Genomic DNA, 16,907 nt, shown 5'->3' on the forward strand with positions numbered 1-16,907 from the left:
GAACCCGACCATGCCCCACGCCGACTTCATCCACCTGCGCGTCCACTCCGCCTATTCCCTGTCCGAGGGCGCCATCAAGGTGAAGGAGCTGGTGAAGCTCTGCCAGAAGAAGGAGATGCCGGCGGTCGCGGTGACCGACACCGGCAACCTGTTCGGCGCGCTGGAGTTCGCGCTGGCGGCCGCCGATTCCGGCGTGCAGCCGATCATCGGCACGGTCCTGGGCATCACCCGGGTCGGCCCGGCCAACAGCAAGCCCGGCCTGCCGGGCAAGGGCGCCGCCGTCCCCGACCAGCTGGTCCTGCTCTGCCAGACGGACGAAGGCTACCGGAACCTGATGAAGCTGGTCTCCAAGGCCTTCCTCGAGTCGGACCCCATGGCCGGCCCGCAGGTGCCGCTGGATGCGCTGGAGGGGCATTCGGCCGGGCTGATCGCGCTGACCGGCGGCCCCGGCGGCTCCGTCGGCCGCCTGCTCGGCGAGGGGCAGAAGGACCTCGCGCTGGAGGTGCTGGAGACGCTGAAGCGTCTGTTCCCCGGGCGGCTCTATGTGGAGCTTCAGCGGCATGGCGGCCACTTCGCCGCGGTCGAGGACGCCATCGAGCCGGCGCTGATCGACCTCGCCTACGCGCACGACCTGCCGCTGGTCGCCACCAACGACTGCTATTTCGCGGCCGAGGACATGCACGAGGCGCACGACGCGCTGCTCTGCATCGCCGAGGGCGCCTACATCAGCCAGACCGAGCGCCGCCGCCTGACCGCCGACCACCGCTTCAAGTCGGCCGAGGAGATGCGGGAGCTGTTCAAGGACCTGCCGGAGGCCGTGGACAACACGGTCGCCATCGCCCGGCGCTGCTCCTTCCTGCTGAAGCCGATCAAGCCCATCCTGCCGCCCTTCCCCTGCGAGGGCGACCGCGACGAGTCGGAGGAACTGCGCGCCCAGTCCCGCGAGGGTTTGGAGATGCGCCTCAACACCGTGGTCTTCCGCCCGGACATGACGCCGGAGCAGCGGGAGGAGACGCGCAAGACCTACTTCGAGAGGCTGGAGTTCGAGCTGGACGTCATCGTGAAGATGAAGTTCCCCGGCTACTTCCTGATCGTGTCGGACTTCATCAAGTGGGCGAAGTCGCACGACATCCCCGTGGGGCCGGGCCGCGGTTCGGGGGCGGGCTCCGTCGTCGCCTGGGCGCTGACCATCACCGACCTCGACCCGCTGCGCTTCGGCCTGCTGTTCGAGCGGTTCCTGAACCCCGAACGCGTGTCGATGCCCGACTTCGACGTGGACTTCTGCCAGGACCGCCGCGAAGAGGTGATCCGCTACGTCCAGGACAAGTACGGCTACGACCGCGTCGCGCAGATCATCACCTTCGGTAAGCTCCAGGCCCGCGCCGTGCTGCGCGACGTCGGGCGCGTGCTGCAGATGCCCTACGGGCAGGTCGACAAGATCTGCAAGCTGGTGCCGAACAACCCGGCCAACCCGGTGACGCTCCAGCAGGCGCTGGACAGCGAGGAGATGCTGCGCCAGGCCCGTGACGGCGATGAGACGGTGGCGCGCCTGATCAACATCGCGCTGAAGCTGGAAGGCCTGTACCGCCACGCCTCGACCCACGCGGCCGGCGTGGTGATCGGCGACCGCCCGCTGCACGAGCTGGTGCCGCTGTACCGAGACCCGCGCTCGGACATGCCGGTCACCCAGTTCAACATGAAGTTCGTGGAGCAGGCCGGTCTGGTGAAGTTCGACTTCCTGGGCCTGAAGACGCTGACCGTGCTGAAGACGGCGGTGGATCTGATCGAGGAAAAGCCCGACCTGACCACCGTCACGCTGGACGACCCGAAAAGCTACGAGATCCTGGGGCGCGCGGAATCGACCGGTGTGTTCCAGCTGGAAAGTTCGGGCATGCGCGACGTGCTGCGCCGCCTGAAGCCGAACCGGCTGGAGGACATCATCGCGCTGGTGTCGTTGTACCGGCCGGGCCCGATGGACAACATCCCCAAATACATCAAGGTCAAGAACGGGGAGGAGCTGCCCGACTACATGAACGACGCCCTGGAGCCGATCCTGAAGGAGACCTTCGGGATCATGATCTACCAGGAGCAGGTCATGCAGATCGCCCAGGTGCTGTCCGGCTATTCGCTGGGCGGCGCCGATCTTCTGCGCCGCGCCATGGGCAAGAAGATCAAGGAGGAGATGGACAAGGAGCGCGACAAGTTCGTCGCCGGCGCCAAGGACAAGGGCGTCGACCCCGACCAGGCCAGCATGATCTTCGATCAGGTGGCCAAGTTCGCGGGCTACGGCTTCAACAAGAGCCACGCGGCGGCCTACGCGCTCGTCGCCTACCACACGGCCTATCTGAAGGCGAATCACCCGGTGGAGTTCATGGCGGCGTCGATGACGCTCGACCTCGGCAACACCGACAAGCTGAACGTCTTCCGGCAGGAGCTGTCGCGCCTGAAGATCAAGCTGCTGACCCCGGACATCAACAAGTCGGACAGCATCTTCGGGGTGGAGACGCTGCCGGACGGCAGCAAGGCCGTGCGCTACGCGCTGGCCGCGGTGAAGGGCGTCGGCCTGCCGGCCATGAAGGCCGTGGTGGAGGAGCGCCGCAAGAACGGCCCGTACAAGAGCCTGTTCGACTTCGCCCGGCGCCTGGACCTGAAGACCATCAACAAGCGCCAGCTGGAAAACCTGACCTGCGCCGGGGCGTTCGACGAGATCAATCCCAACCGCGCCCAGGTGCACGCCGCGCTGGAAACCCTGATCCGCTACGCCCAGGCCGAGACGGCGGAGCGCGAGAGCGGCATCGGCAACCTGTTCGGCGGCAGCGGCGGCGGGCTGAAGGAACCGGACCTGCCGAAGGTCGCGGAGTGGGAGCCGCTGGAAAAGCTGAAGCACGAGTTCGGCGCCATCGGCTTCTACCTGTCCGCCCACCCCCTAGATGCCTTCGCCGGCCCGCTGGCGCGCATGCGGGTGGTGAAGTCGGCGGACCTCGCCCAAGCCGTTTCGGGCGGCGGGATGACGCGGCGCAGCGTCGCCGGCATCGTGGTCAGCCGCAAGGAAAAAACCGCGAAGTCGGGCAACCGCTTCGCCTTCGTGGAGCTGTCCGACAGCAGCGGCGGCTACGAGGTGACCGTCTTCTCCGAGGTGCTGGCCGGCAACCGCGAGCTTCTGGAGGCCGGGCGCCCGGTGCTGATGACCGTGGACGTCCAGATGAACGGCGAGGACATGCGCCTGACCTGCCAGGAGGTGAAGCCCCTGGAGGACGCCGTCGCCCAGGTCTCCGATGGGCTGAAGGTGGTGCTGCGCGACGGCGCGCCGGTGGACAGCATCCGCGGCATGCTCGATCGCCTGGGCCGCGGCAAGGGCAAGATCCACGTGCTGGTGGAGATCGACCCGCTGAAGGAGGTCGAAATCCAGCTCCCCGGCGCCTACACCATCACCAAGCAGAGCCGAGCGGCGCTGAAGGCCGTGCCCGGGGTGGTTGAGGTGGTGGAACTGTAATCAGTTCAGGCGGCGTTCGGTGGCCGGTAGGTCTGGTCGCCGCGGCCTTCCAGCAGGGCGGGGACGGAAATGTCCTCGTCCAACTCGTCCCAATGCAGCCCACGCCCGGTGACGCTGATGCGATAGCCCAACCGCTGTTCGGGGGTGGCGTTCAGCAGTCGCGGGAACCAGGCAAGGGGAACGCCAAGGGTGCGGCCGTCGCGGAGATCCACCCACATGGTGTGGTCGTCGAAACGCAACGATTCAGCCGAAATGCTCATGCCATGCCCTTTCGATTTCAGCGCGACGCTGTTCAACGACCCGAACCAACTCCGTAAGAGCCCGCCGGTCGAATCCGGTGCTTTCAGCTACGAGAACGTCCGGGAAAATCCAGAATTTCGCTTCGGCTCCCTGCCGGTCTGCGTGGATGTGGATCGGCTCCCGCGGGTTTCCCTCGTTCGAGTAGAAGAAGAAACGAACCCCTTGCCAGCGAAAGACGACGGGCACCGTCTGATCCTCTCGGTCACCTCATCCCAATAAAATATCATAACCGCAAATTATCGCACCAGCGCGCTACCCAGCCGTCCCCGTCCGGATCACCCGGATCCGGTCCAGCCCCGACTCCGGCACCCACACCTCGCCCGGCCGCCCCAGCAACTGCCGCACGTCCGCGTTGTCGGCGCTGTTGGGGAAGGGCGTGAATTGCTCCGTGCGCGGGTCGAAGCGCAGGACGGCGTTGGAGCCCCAGTCGCTCACCCACACCATGTCGCGATCGTCCACATAGACGGCGTAGGCCGACGGGTTGCGGCCGGGCAGGGGCCAGACCTTCCAGTCCCGGGTCGCCGGGCTGTAGCGGCTGAGCTGGCCGACGTTCCACTCGCTGACCCACAAGTTGCCCTTGGAGTCGGACCAGATGCGCCGTGCCCCCTGTCCCTTGGTCGGCGGCTCGATGACCGTCGCCTCGGCGGTGGTGGGGTCGATGCGGGCGATGTGGTTGCCGGCCAGCGAGGCGTAATAGACGGCACCGTCCGGAGTCGCCGTGATCCCGTAGGGGCCGGTCCCCCGAGGCGCCTTGCGCACCAGCATGGCCCCGCTCTTCGGGTCGAATCGTCCATACACCCCGTTCTGCCCGGTGAACCACAGGGTGCCTGCCCGGTCGAACGCCGCCGTGTTCAGGTTCGCCCGCCCGGACTCGGCCGGCAGCGGCCAGACGTCCACCTTGTCCGTCCGGGGATCGACGCGGACGATGGCGTTCTGCCCGCCGTCCGTGATCCAGGCCGCACCGTCCGGCCCGGCGATTACCCCGTGCGGAGCCGACCCCTTGCCCAGCGGGACCTGCCGCACCGTGCCCGTCGCCGGGTCCAGGATGCCCAGGGCGCCCTGGCCCTGCGCGGTGTACCAGACCTTGCCGTCCGGGGCCGGCGCGACGTCGTGCGGGCGGGCGCCGCGCGGCACCTCGAAGGTCTGCGTCTCCGGCGCGGCGGAGGCGCCGCCGGCGATTCCGAGGATCAAAAGAAAGGCGGCAAGCGCTGGGCGAAAGAACGGCATGGACATCTCCATGGCTCGGTTGTTGGAGTCAGATGGTGCAGTCCTGCGGCGGGGCCAACGTACGTATCCCGCCAACGCTGTTGCCAAAGCGGTTTCGCCGGGCTATGTAAGCGCCGTCGTCAAAACCTCACGCGGGCTGGCGGACCCTCGGCTTTACCCCGAAGGCCCGATCCGGTGTCTTGTCACAGGGACAATGCCCGCGGCGGAGCAACCGGAAAAGGACGTTTTCCATATGGCTATCCCGACCTTCACCATGCGCCAGCTGCTCGAAGCCGGCGTGCACTTCGGCCACCACACCCGCCGTTGGAACCCGAAGATGGCCCCGTACATCTTCGGCGTGCGCAACGGCGTGCACATCATCGACTTGGAGCAGACCGTCCCGTCGCTGCACCGCGCGCTGCAGGCCGTCCGTGACGTCGTCGCCGGCGGCGGCCGCGTCCTGTTCGTCGGCACCAAGCGCCAGGCCCAGGAGAAGGTGGCCGAGGCCGCGTCGAAGTGCGGTCAGTACTACGTCAACCACCGCTGGCTCGGCGGCATGCTGACCAACTGGAAGACCATCTCCCAGTCGATCAAGCGTCTGCGCGAGATGGAAGAGCGTCTGGCCGGCGACACCTCGGGCCTGACCAAGCGCGAAATCCTGGAGCTGACCCGCGAGCGCGACAAGCTGGAGCGCGCGCTGGGCGGCATCAAGGAGATGGGCGGCCTGCCGGACGTCCTCTTCATCATCGACACCAACAAGGAGTCGATCGCGGTCAAGGAAGCCAACAAGCTCGGCATCCCGGTCATCGCGGTGATCGACAGCAACTCCGATCCGGACGGCGTGGCCTTCCCGATCCCGGGCAACGACGACGCCCTGCGCGCCATCGACCTGTACTGCGAGCTGGTGAACGGCGCCGTGCTCTCCGGCCTGCAGGCTGAGATGAGCGCCGCCGGCATCGACGTCGGTGCCAGCGAGGACGCCCCGGCCGAGCAGCTGCCGGAAGAGGAAGGGGCCGAGGCCGAGCAAGCCCAGGCCTGATCCCGGTGATACGGGGCAGCCGGGCCTTATGACCTATGGCCCGGCTGCCTTTTTTATGAGTTGTTTGCGTCAACCCGATCCGCTTGGATCCGTTCGGAAGGAAGAGGGCGAAACCATGGCCGAGATTACCGCCGCGCTCGTCAAGGAACTGCGCGAGAAGACCGGCGCGGGCATGATGGACTGCAAGAAGGCGCTGGCCGAGACTTCAGGCGACCTCGAGGGCGCCGTCGACTGGCTGCGCAAGAAGGGCCTTGCCGCCGCCGCCAAGAAGTCGGGCCGCGTGGCCGCCGAGGGCCTGGTCGCCGTCGCCACCGCCGGCACCGCCGGTGCCGTGGTCGAGGTGAACGCCGAGACCGACTTCGTCGCCCGCAACGACAAGTTCCAGGGCTTCGCCCTCAAGTCCGCCGAGCTGGCGCTGGCAGGTGCCGGCGACGCCGAGGCCCTGAAGGCGACCGCCTATCCGGGTGCCGGCCGTTCGGTCCAGGAAGAGCTGACCAACCTGATCGCCACCATCGGCGAGAACATGAACATCCGCCGCTCGACCAAGCTGTCGGTCCCGGCGGGCGTCGTCGTGTCCTACGTCCACTCGGCCATCGCGCCGGGCCTCGGCAAGATCGGCGTTCTGGTTGCCCTGGAGTCGACCGGCGACGCCGGCAAGCTGAACGAGCTGGGCAAGCAGATCGCGATGCACATCGCCGCCGCCCGCCCGGACGCCCTGGACATCGCCGACGTCGACACCTCCGCGCTGGAGCGTGAGCGCAACGTGCTCGCCGAGCAGGCCCGCGCCTCCGGCAAGCCGGAGAACATCGTCGAGAAGATGCTGGAGGGCCGCATCCGCAAGTACTACGAGGAAGTGGTGCTGCTGGAGCAGACCTACGTCATCGACGGTGAGACCAAGGTCCGCAAGGTCGTCGAGAACGCCGCCAAGGACATCGGCGCCCCGGTCAAGGTGACGGGCTTCGTCCGTTACGCGCTGGGCGAGGGCATCGAGAAGGCGGAGAGCGACTTCGCCGCCGAGGTCGCCGCCGCCGCCGGCCAGAAGTAAGGACCAGGCCGAAACCGCCAATCCTTTCATGCCAAACGGGAGAATGCCCCCCATGCCCCAGACCACCGGGACCACCGTGCCGGCTGACGGCGTCCGCTTCCGCCGAGTCCTTCTGAAGGTGTCCGGCGAAGCGCTGATGGGTCAGCGCGATTACGGTCTCGACCCGGAGGTGGTCAACCGCGTCGCCAACGAGGTGAAGGCGGTGATCCAGCTCGGCGTCCAGGTCAGCCTGGTCATCGGCGGGGGCAACATCTTCCGCGGCGTGAAGGGGGCGGCGGGCGGCATGGAACGCGCGTCGGCCGACTACATCGGGATGCTCGCCACCGTCATGAACGCGCTCTCCATGCAGAGCGCCCTGGAACGGATGGGCGTGGTGACCCGCGTGCAGTCGGCCATCCCGATGTCGTCGGTGTGCGAGCCGTACATCCGACGCCGGGCGATCCGCCACATGGAGAAGGGCCGGGTGGTGATCTTCGCCGCCGGCACCGGCAACCCGTTCTTCACCACCGACACGGCCGCGGCCCTCCGCGCGTCGGAGATGGGCTGCGACGCCCTGCTGAAGGGCACGCAGGTCGACGGCGTCTACACCGCCGACCCGAAGAAGGTGACGGACGCGTCGCGCTACGAACGTCTTACCTACCTCGACGTGCTGGCGAACGACCTTCAGGTGATGGACGCGTCCGCAATCTCCTTGGCGCGCGAGAACCGCATCCCCATACTCGTTTTCTCGATCCACACGCCCGGCGCTTTTGCCGAGGTCATGCAGGGTCGGGGCAAGTTCACCATCATAACAGAAGAAACGGAGTGAGCCCGTGGCTGCGCCCGACGCATCGGATCTCAAGCGCCGTATGGATGGAGCGCTTGAGGCGTTTCGCAAGGAGTTGAGCGGCCTCCGCACCGGCCGCGCCTCCGCCAGCCTGCTTGAGCCCGTGACCGTCGAGGCCTACGGCAGCAAGATGCACCTGAAGGAGGTCGGCACCGTCAGCGTGCCGGAGCCGCGCCTGATCGTCGTCCAGGTCTGGGACCGGGGCATGGTCAAGGCGGTGGAGAAGGGCATCCGCGATTCGGGCCTGGGCCTGAACCCGCAGACCGAAGGCCAGAGCATCCGCGTGCCGCTGCCCGACCTGACGCAGGAGCGCCGCAAGGAGCTGGCGAAGGTCGCGCACAAGTACGCCGAGCAGGCCCGCGTCGCCGTGCGCAACGTGCGCCGCGACGGCATGGACGGGCTGAAGAAGGCCGAGAAGGCCGGCGACATCTCCCAGGACGAGCACAAGGGCCTGGGCGAGAAGGTGCAGCAGCTGACCGATCAGTTCATCAAGCTGATCGACGACGCTCTTGCGCAAAAAGAAAAGGAAATCATGCAGGTTTGACGGCATGCGCGACGCGGAAGACAGCCGTCCCTTGCGCCCGCCCGCGCACGTGGCCGTGATCATGGACGGCAACGGGCGTTGGGCGAAGGCAAGGGGCCTGCCGCGCACCGCCGGCCACAAAAAGGGCGTGGATGCGGTCCGACGCACGGTCGAGGCCGCCGGCGACCTGGGGATCGGCTACCTGACGATCTTCAGCTTCTCCTCCGAGAACTGGCGCCGGCCGGAGGAGGAGGTCACCGACCTCATGCAGCTCCTGCGCTTCTACCTGCGCAGCGAGATCGCCGACCTGCACCGGAACGGCGTGCGTCTGCGCGTGATCGGCGATCGCGCGCGGCTGTCGGCGGACATCATCCGCCTGATCGACAACGCCGAGGCCCTGACCAAGGACAACCGCAAGCTGACGCTCGTCGTGGCGCTCAGCTACGGGTCCCGCCAGGAGATGGCGCTCGCCGCCCGCCGTCTGGCCGAGGAGGTCAAGGCGGGCAGCCTCGATCCGCAGGACATCGACGAGGATCTGTTCGCCAGCCGCCTGTTCACGGCCGACATTCCCGACCCCGACCTGATCGTCCGCACCAGCGGCGAGAAGCGCATCAGCAACTTCCTGCTCTGGCAGGCGGCGTACGCCGAGCTGGTCTTCGTGGACACGCTCTGGCCCGACTTTACCAAGCGTGACCTGGAGGCGGCGATTGAAGAGTTCCACCGACGGGAACGTCGCTTCGGCGCCACGGCCGGCTCCCGCTAAATCCGGGGATCTCAAGGCGCGCGTGCTGTCGGCGTTGGTCATGGCGCCGGTGGTGCTCGCGGCCGTCTGGGCCGGCGGCTGGTACTTCCGCGCGCTGATCGCCGCCGGCGCCGTCGCGGCCGCCGTGGAGTGGGTCAACCTCGTTCCCTGCGCGCGCAAGACGCCGGCCCTGGCCCTGTCGGTCGCCGGTGTCCTCCTGGCCTTCGTCGTGCAGATCGCCGTGGGCCCGCTGGCGGCGGTGATCGTCGCGGCGGCCTTCGCCGTTGCGGTCGCGCTGGTCGGGGGCGGTGCCGACCGCGGTCTGCTCGGGATCGGGGTCCTCTATGTGGCGGCCGGCATCCTTGGATTGGTGTGGCTGCGCGACCTTCCATCCGGCGGGCTTCCCCTGTTCCTGTTCACCATGCTGGCCGTCTGGGCGACCGACATCGGCGCCTACGCCGCCGGCCGGACGATCGGCGGGCCGAAGCTGGCGCCGCGCATCAGCCCGAAGAAGACCTGGGCGGGCCTGATCGGCGGCATGATCAGCTCCGCGCTCGTCGGCTGGGGCGTCGCCGTGGTCTTCGGCGCGCAGCGCCCGGTCCTGGCCTTCGGCGTCGGCGGGCTCCTTGCCGTGGTGGCGCAAGCGGGTGACCTCTTCGAATCCGCGGTAAAACGTCGTTTCAACGTCAAGGACAGTGGCCATCTCATACCCGGGCATGGTGGAATCCTTGACCGCATCGATGGGCTTCTGGTCGCCGCCCCGGTGTTGGCTCTTTTCCACGCGACTTTGGGGACGGCGTTGTCATGGTGGTGACCCCTGATGCGGCCACGGTGGATCTGGTGGCTCCTCAATCGGCCGATGCGATGCGCCGGGTGACGATTCTGGGTTCCACCGGATCGGTCGGAACGCAAACGGTCGACATCGTCGCGCGCAATCCGGACCGCTACGCGGTCGAGGCCTTGACCGCGAACCGGAACGTCGCGCTGCTGGCCGAGCAGGCCCGGCGGCTGAAGCCCAGGCTTGCCGTCGTCGCCGATCCGTCCAAATACGCGGACCTGAAGGAAGCCCTGGCCGGGACCGGAGTCGAGGCCGCGGCGGGGGCGGAGGCGGTCGCCGCGGCCGCGGCGCTGCCGTCGGACTGGGTGATGGCCGCCATCGTCGGCGCGGCGGGGCTGGAGCCGACGCTCGCCGCCGTGCGCCGCGGCGCTTGCGTGGCCTTCGCCAACAAGGAGGTGCTGGTCTGCGCCGGCGCCCTGATGATGGAGGAGGTCGGCCGCCACGGCGCGACGCTCCTGCCCGTGGACAGCGAGCATTCGGCCATCTACCAGGTCTTCGACTTCGACCGGGTGGACAGCGTCCTGCGCCTGATCCTGACCGCGTCCGGCGGCCCGTTCCGCACCAGGGACCGCGCCTTCATGGCGGCGGCCACGCGGGAACAGGCGGTCGCGCATCCGACCTGGGACATGGGCGCCAAGATTTCCGTCGACAGCGCCACCATGATGAACAAGGGCCTGGAGATCATCGAGGCCCATTTCCTGTTCGGCATTCCGGAGTCGAAGATCGACGTGCTGGTCCACCCGCAGTCGGTCGTTCACTCGCTGGTCGAGTATGTGGACGGCTCCGTGCTGGCCCAACTCGGCACGCCGGACATGCGCACGCCGATCGCCTACGCGCTCGGCTGGCCCGCGCGCATCCCGACGCCGGCGGAGCGACTCGACCTCGTCAAGGCCGGCACGCTGACCTTCGAGGCGCCGGACCCGGAGCGTTTCCCCGCCCTGCGGCTGTCCCGGGCCGCCTTGCAAAGCGGCGGTGGCGCTCCTACTATTCTCAGTGCTGCCAATGAAGTGGCCGTGCAGGCTTTCCTCGACCGCCGCATCGGCTTCCTCGACATCGAACGCATCGTCGAGGGAACCATGGAGGCGCTGCCGCACCGGCCGATCCGCGACCTTGGCGAGGTCCGGGACGCCGATGCCGAGGCACGCCGCGTGGCGGCCGACCGGGTGACGGCTCTCAGTCGATGACCGGGGGCCGGTGAGTAGGGGCCACGGCGCTTAGGGGCGATTTGCAAAGGATGTGATGGGCGTCATGGGCGGATTCGGGACCACGCTGCTGTCTTTCCTGCTGGTCCTAACCGTGCTCGTGTTTGTGCACGAACTCGGCCACTACCTCGTCGCGCGCCGCAACGGCGTGCGCATCGAGGTCTTCTCCATCGGATTCGGGCCGGAACTGTTCGGGTGGACCGACCGCGCCGGCACGCGCTGGAAATTCAGCGCCATCCCGCTGGGCGGCTACGTGAAGATGTTCGGCGACGCGGACCCGGCCAGCACGCCGGGCGCCCACACGCAGGACATGACGCCGGCCGAAAAGGCCGTGTCGTTCCACCACAAGCGTCTGGGTCAGCGCGCGGCCATCGTTGCGGCGGGCCCGATCGCGAACTTCGTCTTCGCCATCGTTACGCTGACGGTGCTGTTCGCCACGGCAGGCCAGTCCTTCACCCCGCCGGACGTCGGCGGCGTGCAGCCGGGCAGCGCCGCGGAGCGCGCCGGCCTGCAGCCGGGCGACGTCATCCAGTCGATCAACGGCAGCGGCATCCAGCGATTCGAGGAAATCCGCCAGATCGTCTCCATCCAGCCGGGCGAGCCGTTGCAGATGGTCGTGCTGCGCGACGGCCGCACGGTGAACCTGACGGCCACGCCCGACGTGAAGGAGGTCAGCGACCGATTCGGCAACACGCACCGCATCGGCCAGCTGGGCATCATGCGCGGCGGGGCGGAGAACAAGCGCCACGATCCCCTGACGGCCTTCTGGCAGGCCGGGCGGGAGGTGACCGGAATGGTCACTGGGACCTTCACCGCGCTCGGCCAGATGGTCCAGGGATCGCGCGGGACCGAGGAACTGGGCGGCCCGCTGCGCATCGCGCAGATGTCCGGGGAGGTCGCGCAGAGCGGCTGGTACCCGCTGGTCTGGTTCATGACCTTTCTGTCGGTCAACCTCGGCCTGATCAACCTGTTCCCCGTTCCGCTCCTGGACGGCGGCCATCTGATGTTTTATGCCTTCGAAGGTCTGCGTGGCCGCCCGCTTGGACCTAGAGCGCAAGAATACGGTTTCCGCATCGGTCTTGCTTTGGTATTAACGCTCATGGTTTTCGCCACGTGGAATGATCTTGTTCAGCTTCGCGTGGTGGAATTCTTTCGGGGGCTGATTTCCTAGTCGCCTCCAAAGCCAGGGAGCGTGCTTTGCGGGTGTCGAGCAAGGTTCTGGCGTTCAGCCTGATGGCTGGGTGCGCCATGACGACGGTTACTCTTGCCCTTTCTCAAACCGGCTGGGCCCAGACGGGTGGGGCCACCGGTGGGGCTGCACCCGGGGCCGCCGGGAATCCGGGGGCGATCGGCCAGATGTTCTCGGGTGGGACCATCCGCGACATCCGCGTGGAGGGGGTGCAGCGCATCGAGCCCACCACCGTGCGCTCCTACATGGCCGTGTCGCCCGGCGATGCCTTCGATCCGGACCGCATCGACCAGTCGCTGAAGAACCTGTTCAACACGGGCCTCTTCGCCGATGTGGTGCTGAAGCGCGAGGGTGACGTGCTGGTGGTGGCGGTGGTCGAGAACCCGATCATCAACCGCATCGCCTTCGAGGGCAACCGGCGCATCGAGAAGGACAACCTGGAAAAGGAAATCCAGCTGCGCCCCCGCGTCGTCTACACGCGCACCCGCGTGCAGAGCGACGTGCAGCGCATCCTGGACATCTACCGCCGCCAGGGCCGCTTCGCCGCGACGGTGGAGCCGAAGATCATCCAGCTCGACCAGAACCGCGTCGACCTGGTGTTCGAGATCGACGAAGGCACGCGCACCGGCGTTCGCCAGATCAGCTTCGTCGGCAACGAGAAGTTCTCCGACGGGTCGCTGCGCGAGGCGATCCAGACGAAGGAGAGCGCCTGGTGGCGCTTCCTGACGTCGGACGACAACTACGATCCGGACCGGCTGAACTTCGACCGTGACCTGCTGCGCCGCTTCTACCTGAAGGAAGGCTACGCCGACTTCCGAGTCGTCTCCGCTGTCGCCGAGCTGACCCCGGACCGCGAGGACTTCGTCATCACCTTCACGGTGGATGAGGGCGAGCGGTACAAGTTCGGCAAGATCGACGTCAACACCACGCTGAAGGCGCTCGATCCGGAGCAGGTCCGCGGCGTGATGACGACCAATGAGGGCGACTGGTACAACGCGCAGGAGGTGGAGAACACCATCAACAAGCTGGCCACCGCGGTCGGCGACCTGCAGTACGCCTTCGTCGACGTCCGTCCGCGCATCACGCGCAACCGCGAAAACCAGACGATCGACATCACCTACGAGATCGTCGAGGGACCGCGCGTCTTCGTCGAGCGCATCGACGTCACGGGCAACGTCCGCACGCTGGACAAGGTCGTCCGGCGCGAGATGCTGGTGTCCGAAGGCGATCCGTTCAGCGCGACGAAGCTGCGCCGCTCGGAGCAGCGCATCAAGGACCTCGGCTTCTTCGAAAAGGTGAACGTCACCACCGCCGAAGGGTCCGCCCCCGACCGCAGCATCGTTAACGTCGAGGTGACGGAGCAGTCCACCGGCGAAATCGCCATCGGCGCCGGTTACTCGACCTCCGACGGTCCCTTGGCCGACTTCTCGATTCGCGAGCGCAACCTGCTCGGCCGCGGCCAGGACCTGCGGTTCGGCGCGACCATCTCCGGCCGGCGCAAGGAGTACGACGTCTCCTTCACCGAGCCGTATTTCATGGACCGCGACATCTCGGCCGGTGTCGACCTGTTCCGCATCACGCGCGACTACCAGGACGAAAGCTCCTTCGACGAGAAGAACACGGGCTTCGCCCTGCGCATGGGCTATCCGCTGACCGAGAACCTGCGGCAGCGGCTCTACTACCAGATGCAGAACACGGACATCACCAGCGTTCCGTCGACGGCGTCGCGCTACATCCAGGACCAGAAGGGCGCGCGTCTCACGTCGCTGATCGGCCAGGAACTGACCTACGACCGCCGCAACAGCCGCCTGGATCCGACCGACGGCTACTACGTCCGCCTGACGACCGACTTCGCGGGCTTGGGCGGCAACGCCCGCTACGTCCGCGGCCGCCTGTCCGGCGGCTATTATCTGCCGCTGTTCAACGAGAGCTGGGTGCTCGCGACGTCCGGTGAAATCGGCTACATCGCCGGCGTGGGCAAGGACGTGTCGCTGTCCGACCGCTTCTTCATCGGCGGCGACACGCTGCGCGGCTTCAACACCGCCGGCATCGGCCCGCGCGACCTGCGCACCGGCGACGCGCTGGGCGGCGAACGCTACTACCGCGCCTCGGTGGAGTTGAACTTCCCGTTGGGCCTTCCGGAAGAGTTCGGCCTGAAGGGCCACGCCTTCTCCGACGTTGGCACGCTCGGCAAGACGAACATCAACGATCCGCTGGTCGCGGACAGCGAGTCGATCCGTCTGTCGGCGGGCGCGGGCGTGTCGTGGAAATCGCCCTTCGGGCCGATCCGCCTTGATATCGCCGTACCGATCGTCAAGGAAAGCTACGACAAGAAAGAGCTTTTCCGTTTCAGCTTTGGAACCAGGTTCTAACGATGCAGTTCAGCAAGCTCAGGGCGTTGGTCGCCGTCGGCGCGGTCATGGCGGGTATGGCCTTCGCCGCCCCGCTGGCCTCGGCGCAGGAAACGAAAACCGATCTGAAGGCCCCCGTCATCGCCGTGATGGACGTCCAGAAGATCATGCAGGAGTCGAACGCGTCCAAGGGCGTGTCGAAGTCCTTCGAGTCGCTGCGCGACGCCTACCAGAAGGAGGTCGCCTCGCTTGAGGACAAGCTGCGCAAGTCCGACGAGGAACTGCGCAAGCAGCAGACGGTGCTGTCCCAGGACGCGCTGGCCGCCAAGCGCCGCGACTTCGAAAAGCAGCTGGCCGACGTGCAGAAGACCGTCCAGAACCGCAAGCGCGCCCTGGAAGGCGCGCTGAACGAGGCGATGGGCGTCATCCACCAGAACATGGTGCAGATCGTCCAGGATGTGGCCAAGGAGCGGGGCGCCAACCTGGTTCTGACGCGCCAGCAGTTCGTGCTGGTCGACACCCAGCTCGACATCACCGACACGGTGATGGAGCGGGTGAACAAGAAGCTGCCCCAGGTCGCGCTGAACGTTCCGAAGCAGTGATGCCCTTCCGTGGGCCTGCGGGCCCATGGACATCCGGGCTGCACGGGAAGGGCCGCGGTCGCCGGTCATGGCGACCGCGGCCTTTGTCTTTGGCGCCCGCTCTTCACCGGGGGCCGGCCGTCGGCGTGGCCGGCGCGGGATTGCCAATTCCCGGAAAATCGGGCACAAGGGGCGTCTCCCCGCAGGACCGTGTGTGGCGCGGAAGGGGAAACACCCGGAGATTTGAAAGGCGAGCGTCCGGACCATGGATGTGACGGCGGAAAACAAGAAGATGGCCGACCTCGATATCACGCGGATCATGCAGATGATCCCGCATCGATATCCGATTCTGATGATCGACCGCGTGGTGGACATCACGCTTGGCGAGAGCGCGACGGGCGTCAAGAACGTCACGATCAACGAGCCGTATTTCCAGGGGCATTTCCCGTCGCGTCCGGTCATGCCCGGCGTCCTGATCATCGAGGCGATGGCGCAGACCTCCGCCGTTCTGGTCGTCGCCACGCTGGGCGCCGAGGCGGAAGGCAAGCTCGTCTATTTCATGACCGTCGATGAAGCCCGGTTCCGCCGGCCGGTCACGCCCGGCGACACCATCCACATCCACGTGTCGAAGCAGCGCCAGCGCGCCAACGTGTGGAAGTTCAAGGGCGAGGCCAAGGTCAACGGCGTCCTCGTCGCCGAAGCCACCTATTCCGCCATGATTCTGGACGAGAAATGAACGTTTCCATCCACCCGTCCGCTGCCGTCGATCCGGCGGCCAAGCTGGGCGAGGGTGTCGTCATCGGTCCCTTCTGCGTGGTCGGCCCGGACGTCCAACTGGGCGACCGCGTGCGGCTGACCTCCCACGTCGTGGTGGAGGGGCGCACGAAGGTCGGTGAGGACACGGTCATCTACCCCTTCGCGTCGATCGGCCACCGGCCGCAGGACCTGAAGTTCAAGGGGGAGCCGTCGGAACTGATCATCGGCCGCCGCAACCAGATCCGCGAGCACGTGACGATGAGCCCGGGGACCGAGGGCGGCGGCATGGTCACCCGCGTCGGCGACAACGGCCTGTTCATGGTCGGCGTCCACGTCGCCCACGACTGCGTCGTCGGCAACAACGCGGTTCTGGCGAACAACGCCACGCTCGCCGGGCATGTGGAGCTGGGGGACTTCGTCACCATCGGCGGCCTGTCGGCTGTGCACCAGTTCGTCCGCATCGGCTCGCACGCCATGATCGGCGGCATGTCCGGGGTGGAGAAGGACGTCATCCCCTACGGCCTCGTCATGGGGGAGCGCGCGCGTCTGGCCGGCCTGAATCTGGTCGGGCTTGAGCGCCGTGGCTTCCAGAAGGACGACATCCACGCGCTCCGCGCCGCCTACCGCCTGCTGTTCGGTGCCGAAGGCACCTTTGCGGAGCGGATGGAGGAGGTCGGGCGCGATTTCGGGGAGAAGTCGCTCGTCTCCGACGTGTTGGATTTCATCCGGTCGCGGGCCTCGCGCTCGCTGTGCCAGCCCCGCGAAGGCTGACCGGGCAGCCTGACCCCCGTCCGGATGGCAGTGGGAGTGGAAGCC

At 67.2% G+C, this 16,907-nt stretch carries 16 protein-coding genes; 13 read left to right on the forward strand and 3 right to left on the reverse strand.

Translation table 11 applies throughout. From position 1 onward, the window contains the following. The first annotated feature begins 10 nt into the window (after positions 1–10). Positions 11–3,493, forward strand: a complete 3,483-nt coding sequence (gene dnaE / locus J2851_RS04140; RefSeq protein ID WP_209764373.1) for a DNA polymerase III subunit alpha — start codon at positions 11–13, stop codon at positions 3,491–3,493. A gap of 5 nt (positions 3,494–3,498) precedes the next feature. On the opposite strand, the gene J2851_RS04145 is transcribed toward dnaE, so the two are convergent. The 3 genes from J2851_RS04145 to J2851_RS04155 form a co-directional block, all read right to left on the reverse strand. Further along, positions 3,499–3,753 carry a DUF2442 domain-containing protein gene (locus tag J2851_RS04145; RefSeq protein WP_209764374.1) on the reverse strand — a complete coding sequence of 85 codons (255 nt, stop codon included), beginning with the start codon at positions 3,751–3,753 and terminating at the stop codon, positions 3,499–3,501. Next, positions 3,737–3,979, reverse strand: coding sequence for a DUF4160 domain-containing protein (locus tag J2851_RS04150; protein ID WP_209764375.1), 243 nt, complete (start codon positions 3,977–3,979; stop codon positions 3,737–3,739). The genes J2851_RS04145 and J2851_RS04150 overlap by 17 nt, the downstream gene beginning before the upstream one ends. Before the next feature lie 66 nt (positions 3,980–4,045). Further along, positions 4,046–5,020, reverse strand: a complete 975-nt coding sequence (locus J2851_RS04155; protein WP_209764376.1) for a Vgb family protein — start codon at positions 5,018–5,020, stop codon at positions 4,046–4,048. Between the two features lie 232 nt (positions 5,021–5,252). On the opposite strand from J2851_RS04155, the gene rpsB reads away from it, so the two are divergent. The 12 genes from rpsB (at position 5,253) to lpxA (ending at position 16,862) form a co-directional block, all read left to right on the forward strand. Further along, positions 5,253–6,038: a 30S ribosomal protein S2 gene (gene rpsB, locus J2851_RS04160; RefSeq protein ID WP_209764383.1), complete on the forward strand. Its 786-nt coding sequence runs from the start codon at positions 5,253–5,255 to the stop codon at positions 6,036–6,038. Between the two features lie 115 nt (positions 6,039–6,153). Beyond that, complete coding sequence (gene tsf / locus J2851_RS04165; protein WP_209764385.1) at positions 6,154–7,083, forward strand: translation elongation factor Ts; 930 nt, start codon at positions 6,154–6,156, stop codon at positions 7,081–7,083. A 52-nt stretch (positions 7,084–7,135) separates the two neighbouring features. Then, positions 7,136–7,891 (forward strand): UMP kinase, encoded by a 756-nt coding sequence (gene pyrH, locus J2851_RS04170; RefSeq protein WP_209764386.1) that lies wholly within the window; start codon positions 7,136–7,138, stop codon positions 7,889–7,891. 40 nt (positions 7,892–7,931) lie between these two features. Continuing rightward, positions 7,932–8,453, forward strand: a complete 522-nt coding sequence (gene frr, locus J2851_RS04175; protein WP_211114219.1) for a ribosome recycling factor — start codon at positions 7,932–7,934, stop codon at positions 8,451–8,453. A gap of 4 nt (positions 8,454–8,457) precedes the next feature. Continuing rightward, positions 8,458–9,195, forward strand: a complete 738-nt coding sequence (locus J2851_RS04180; RefSeq protein ID WP_209764388.1) for an isoprenyl transferase — start codon at positions 8,458–8,460, stop codon at positions 9,193–9,195. 22 nt (positions 9,196–9,217) lie between these two features. Continuing rightward, positions 9,218–9,988 (forward strand): phosphatidate cytidylyltransferase, encoded by a 771-nt coding sequence (locus J2851_RS04185; protein WP_307418889.1) that lies wholly within the window; start codon positions 9,218–9,220, stop codon positions 9,986–9,988. After that, positions 9,979–11,196, forward strand: a complete 1,218-nt coding sequence (locus tag J2851_RS04190; protein ID WP_370881300.1) for a 1-deoxy-D-xylulose-5-phosphate reductoisomerase — start codon at positions 9,979–9,981, stop codon at positions 11,194–11,196. Before J2851_RS04185 ends, J2851_RS04190 begins: the two co-directional genes overlap by 10 nt. A 55-nt stretch (positions 11,197–11,251) precedes the next feature. Then, on the forward strand, positions 11,252–12,385 hold the full coding sequence (rseP, locus tag J2851_RS04195; RefSeq protein WP_209764395.1) for an RIP metalloprotease RseP: 1,134 nt from the start codon (positions 11,252–11,254) through the stop codon (positions 12,383–12,385). Positions 12,386–12,447: 62 nt separating this feature from the next. Further along, on the forward strand, positions 12,448–14,775 hold the full coding sequence (gene bamA, locus J2851_RS04200) for an outer membrane protein assembly factor BamA (RefSeq protein ID WP_370881301.1): 2,328 nt from the start codon (positions 12,448–12,450) through the stop codon (positions 14,773–14,775). 2 nt (positions 14,776–14,777) lie between these two features. Next, a complete protein-coding gene (locus J2851_RS04205) occupies positions 14,778–15,356 on the forward strand; it encodes an OmpH/Skp family outer membrane protein (protein WP_209764414.1) in 579 nt (192 codons plus the stop codon). A gap of 244 nt (positions 15,357–15,600) precedes the next feature. Continuing rightward, entirely contained in the window at positions 15,601–16,071 is a 471-nt protein-coding gene (gene fabZ, locus J2851_RS04210) for a 3-hydroxyacyl-ACP dehydratase FabZ (RefSeq protein ID WP_209764418.1), read from the forward strand. After that, complete coding sequence (gene lpxA / locus J2851_RS04215; protein WP_209764423.1) at positions 16,068–16,862, forward strand: acyl-ACP--UDP-N-acetylglucosamine O-acyltransferase; 795 nt, start codon at positions 16,068–16,070, stop codon at positions 16,860–16,862. The genes fabZ and lpxA overlap by 4 nt, the downstream gene beginning before the upstream one ends. Positions 16,863–16,907: the final 45 nt, after the last annotated feature.

The sequence above is a fragment of the Azospirillum rugosum genome (assembly GCF_017876155.1).
In the GTDB taxonomy this organism is placed as follows: Bacteria; Pseudomonadota; Alphaproteobacteria; order Azospirillales; family Azospirillaceae; genus Azospirillum; species Azospirillum rugosum.

Bases quoted from the DNA above. Each gene is read 5' to 3' on its own strand.
- J2851_RS04190 (WP_370881300.1), top strand. From the start codon at position 9,979: ATGGTGGTGACCCCTGATGCGGCCACGGTGGATCTGGTGGCTCCTCAA.
- fabZ (WP_209764418.1), top strand. From the start codon at position 15,601: ATGGATGTGACGGCGGAAAACAAGAAGATGGCCGACCTCGATATCACG.
- J2851_RS04145 (WP_209764374.1), bottom strand. From the start codon at position 3,753: ATGAGCATTTCGGCTGAATCGTTGCGTTTCGACGACCACACCATGTGG.
- bamA (WP_370881301.1), top strand. From the start codon at position 12,448: ATGGCTGGGTGCGCCATGACGACGGTTACTCTTGCCCTTTCTCAAACC.
- lpxA (WP_209764423.1), top strand. From the start codon at position 16,068: ATGAACGTTTCCATCCACCCGTCCGCTGCCGTCGATCCGGCGGCCAAG.
- dnaE (WP_209764373.1), top strand. From the start codon at position 11: ATGCCCCACGCCGACTTCATCCACCTGCGCGTCCACTCCGCCTATTCC.
- J2851_RS04155 (WP_209764376.1), bottom strand. From the start codon at position 5,020: ATGCCGTTCTTTCGCCCAGCGCTTGCCGCCTTTCTTTTGATCCTCGGA.
- rseP (WP_209764395.1), top strand. From the start codon at position 11,252: ATGGGCGTCATGGGCGGATTCGGGACCACGCTGCTGTCTTTCCTGCTG.
- J2851_RS04205 (WP_209764414.1), top strand. From the start codon at position 14,778: ATGCAGTTCAGCAAGCTCAGGGCGTTGGTCGCCGTCGGCGCGGTCATG.
- rpsB (WP_209764383.1), top strand. From the start codon at position 5,253: ATGGCTATCCCGACCTTCACCATGCGCCAGCTGCTCGAAGCCGGCGTG.
- frr (WP_211114219.1), top strand. From the start codon at position 7,932: ATGGATGGAGCGCTTGAGGCGTTTCGCAAGGAGTTGAGCGGCCTCCGC.
- tsf (WP_209764385.1), top strand. From the start codon at position 6,154: ATGGCCGAGATTACCGCCGCGCTCGTCAAGGAACTGCGCGAGAAGACC.
- pyrH (WP_209764386.1), top strand. From the start codon at position 7,136: ATGCCCCAGACCACCGGGACCACCGTGCCGGCTGACGGCGTCCGCTTC.
- J2851_RS04180 (WP_209764388.1), top strand. From the start codon at position 8,458: ATGCGCGACGCGGAAGACAGCCGTCCCTTGCGCCCGCCCGCGCACGTG.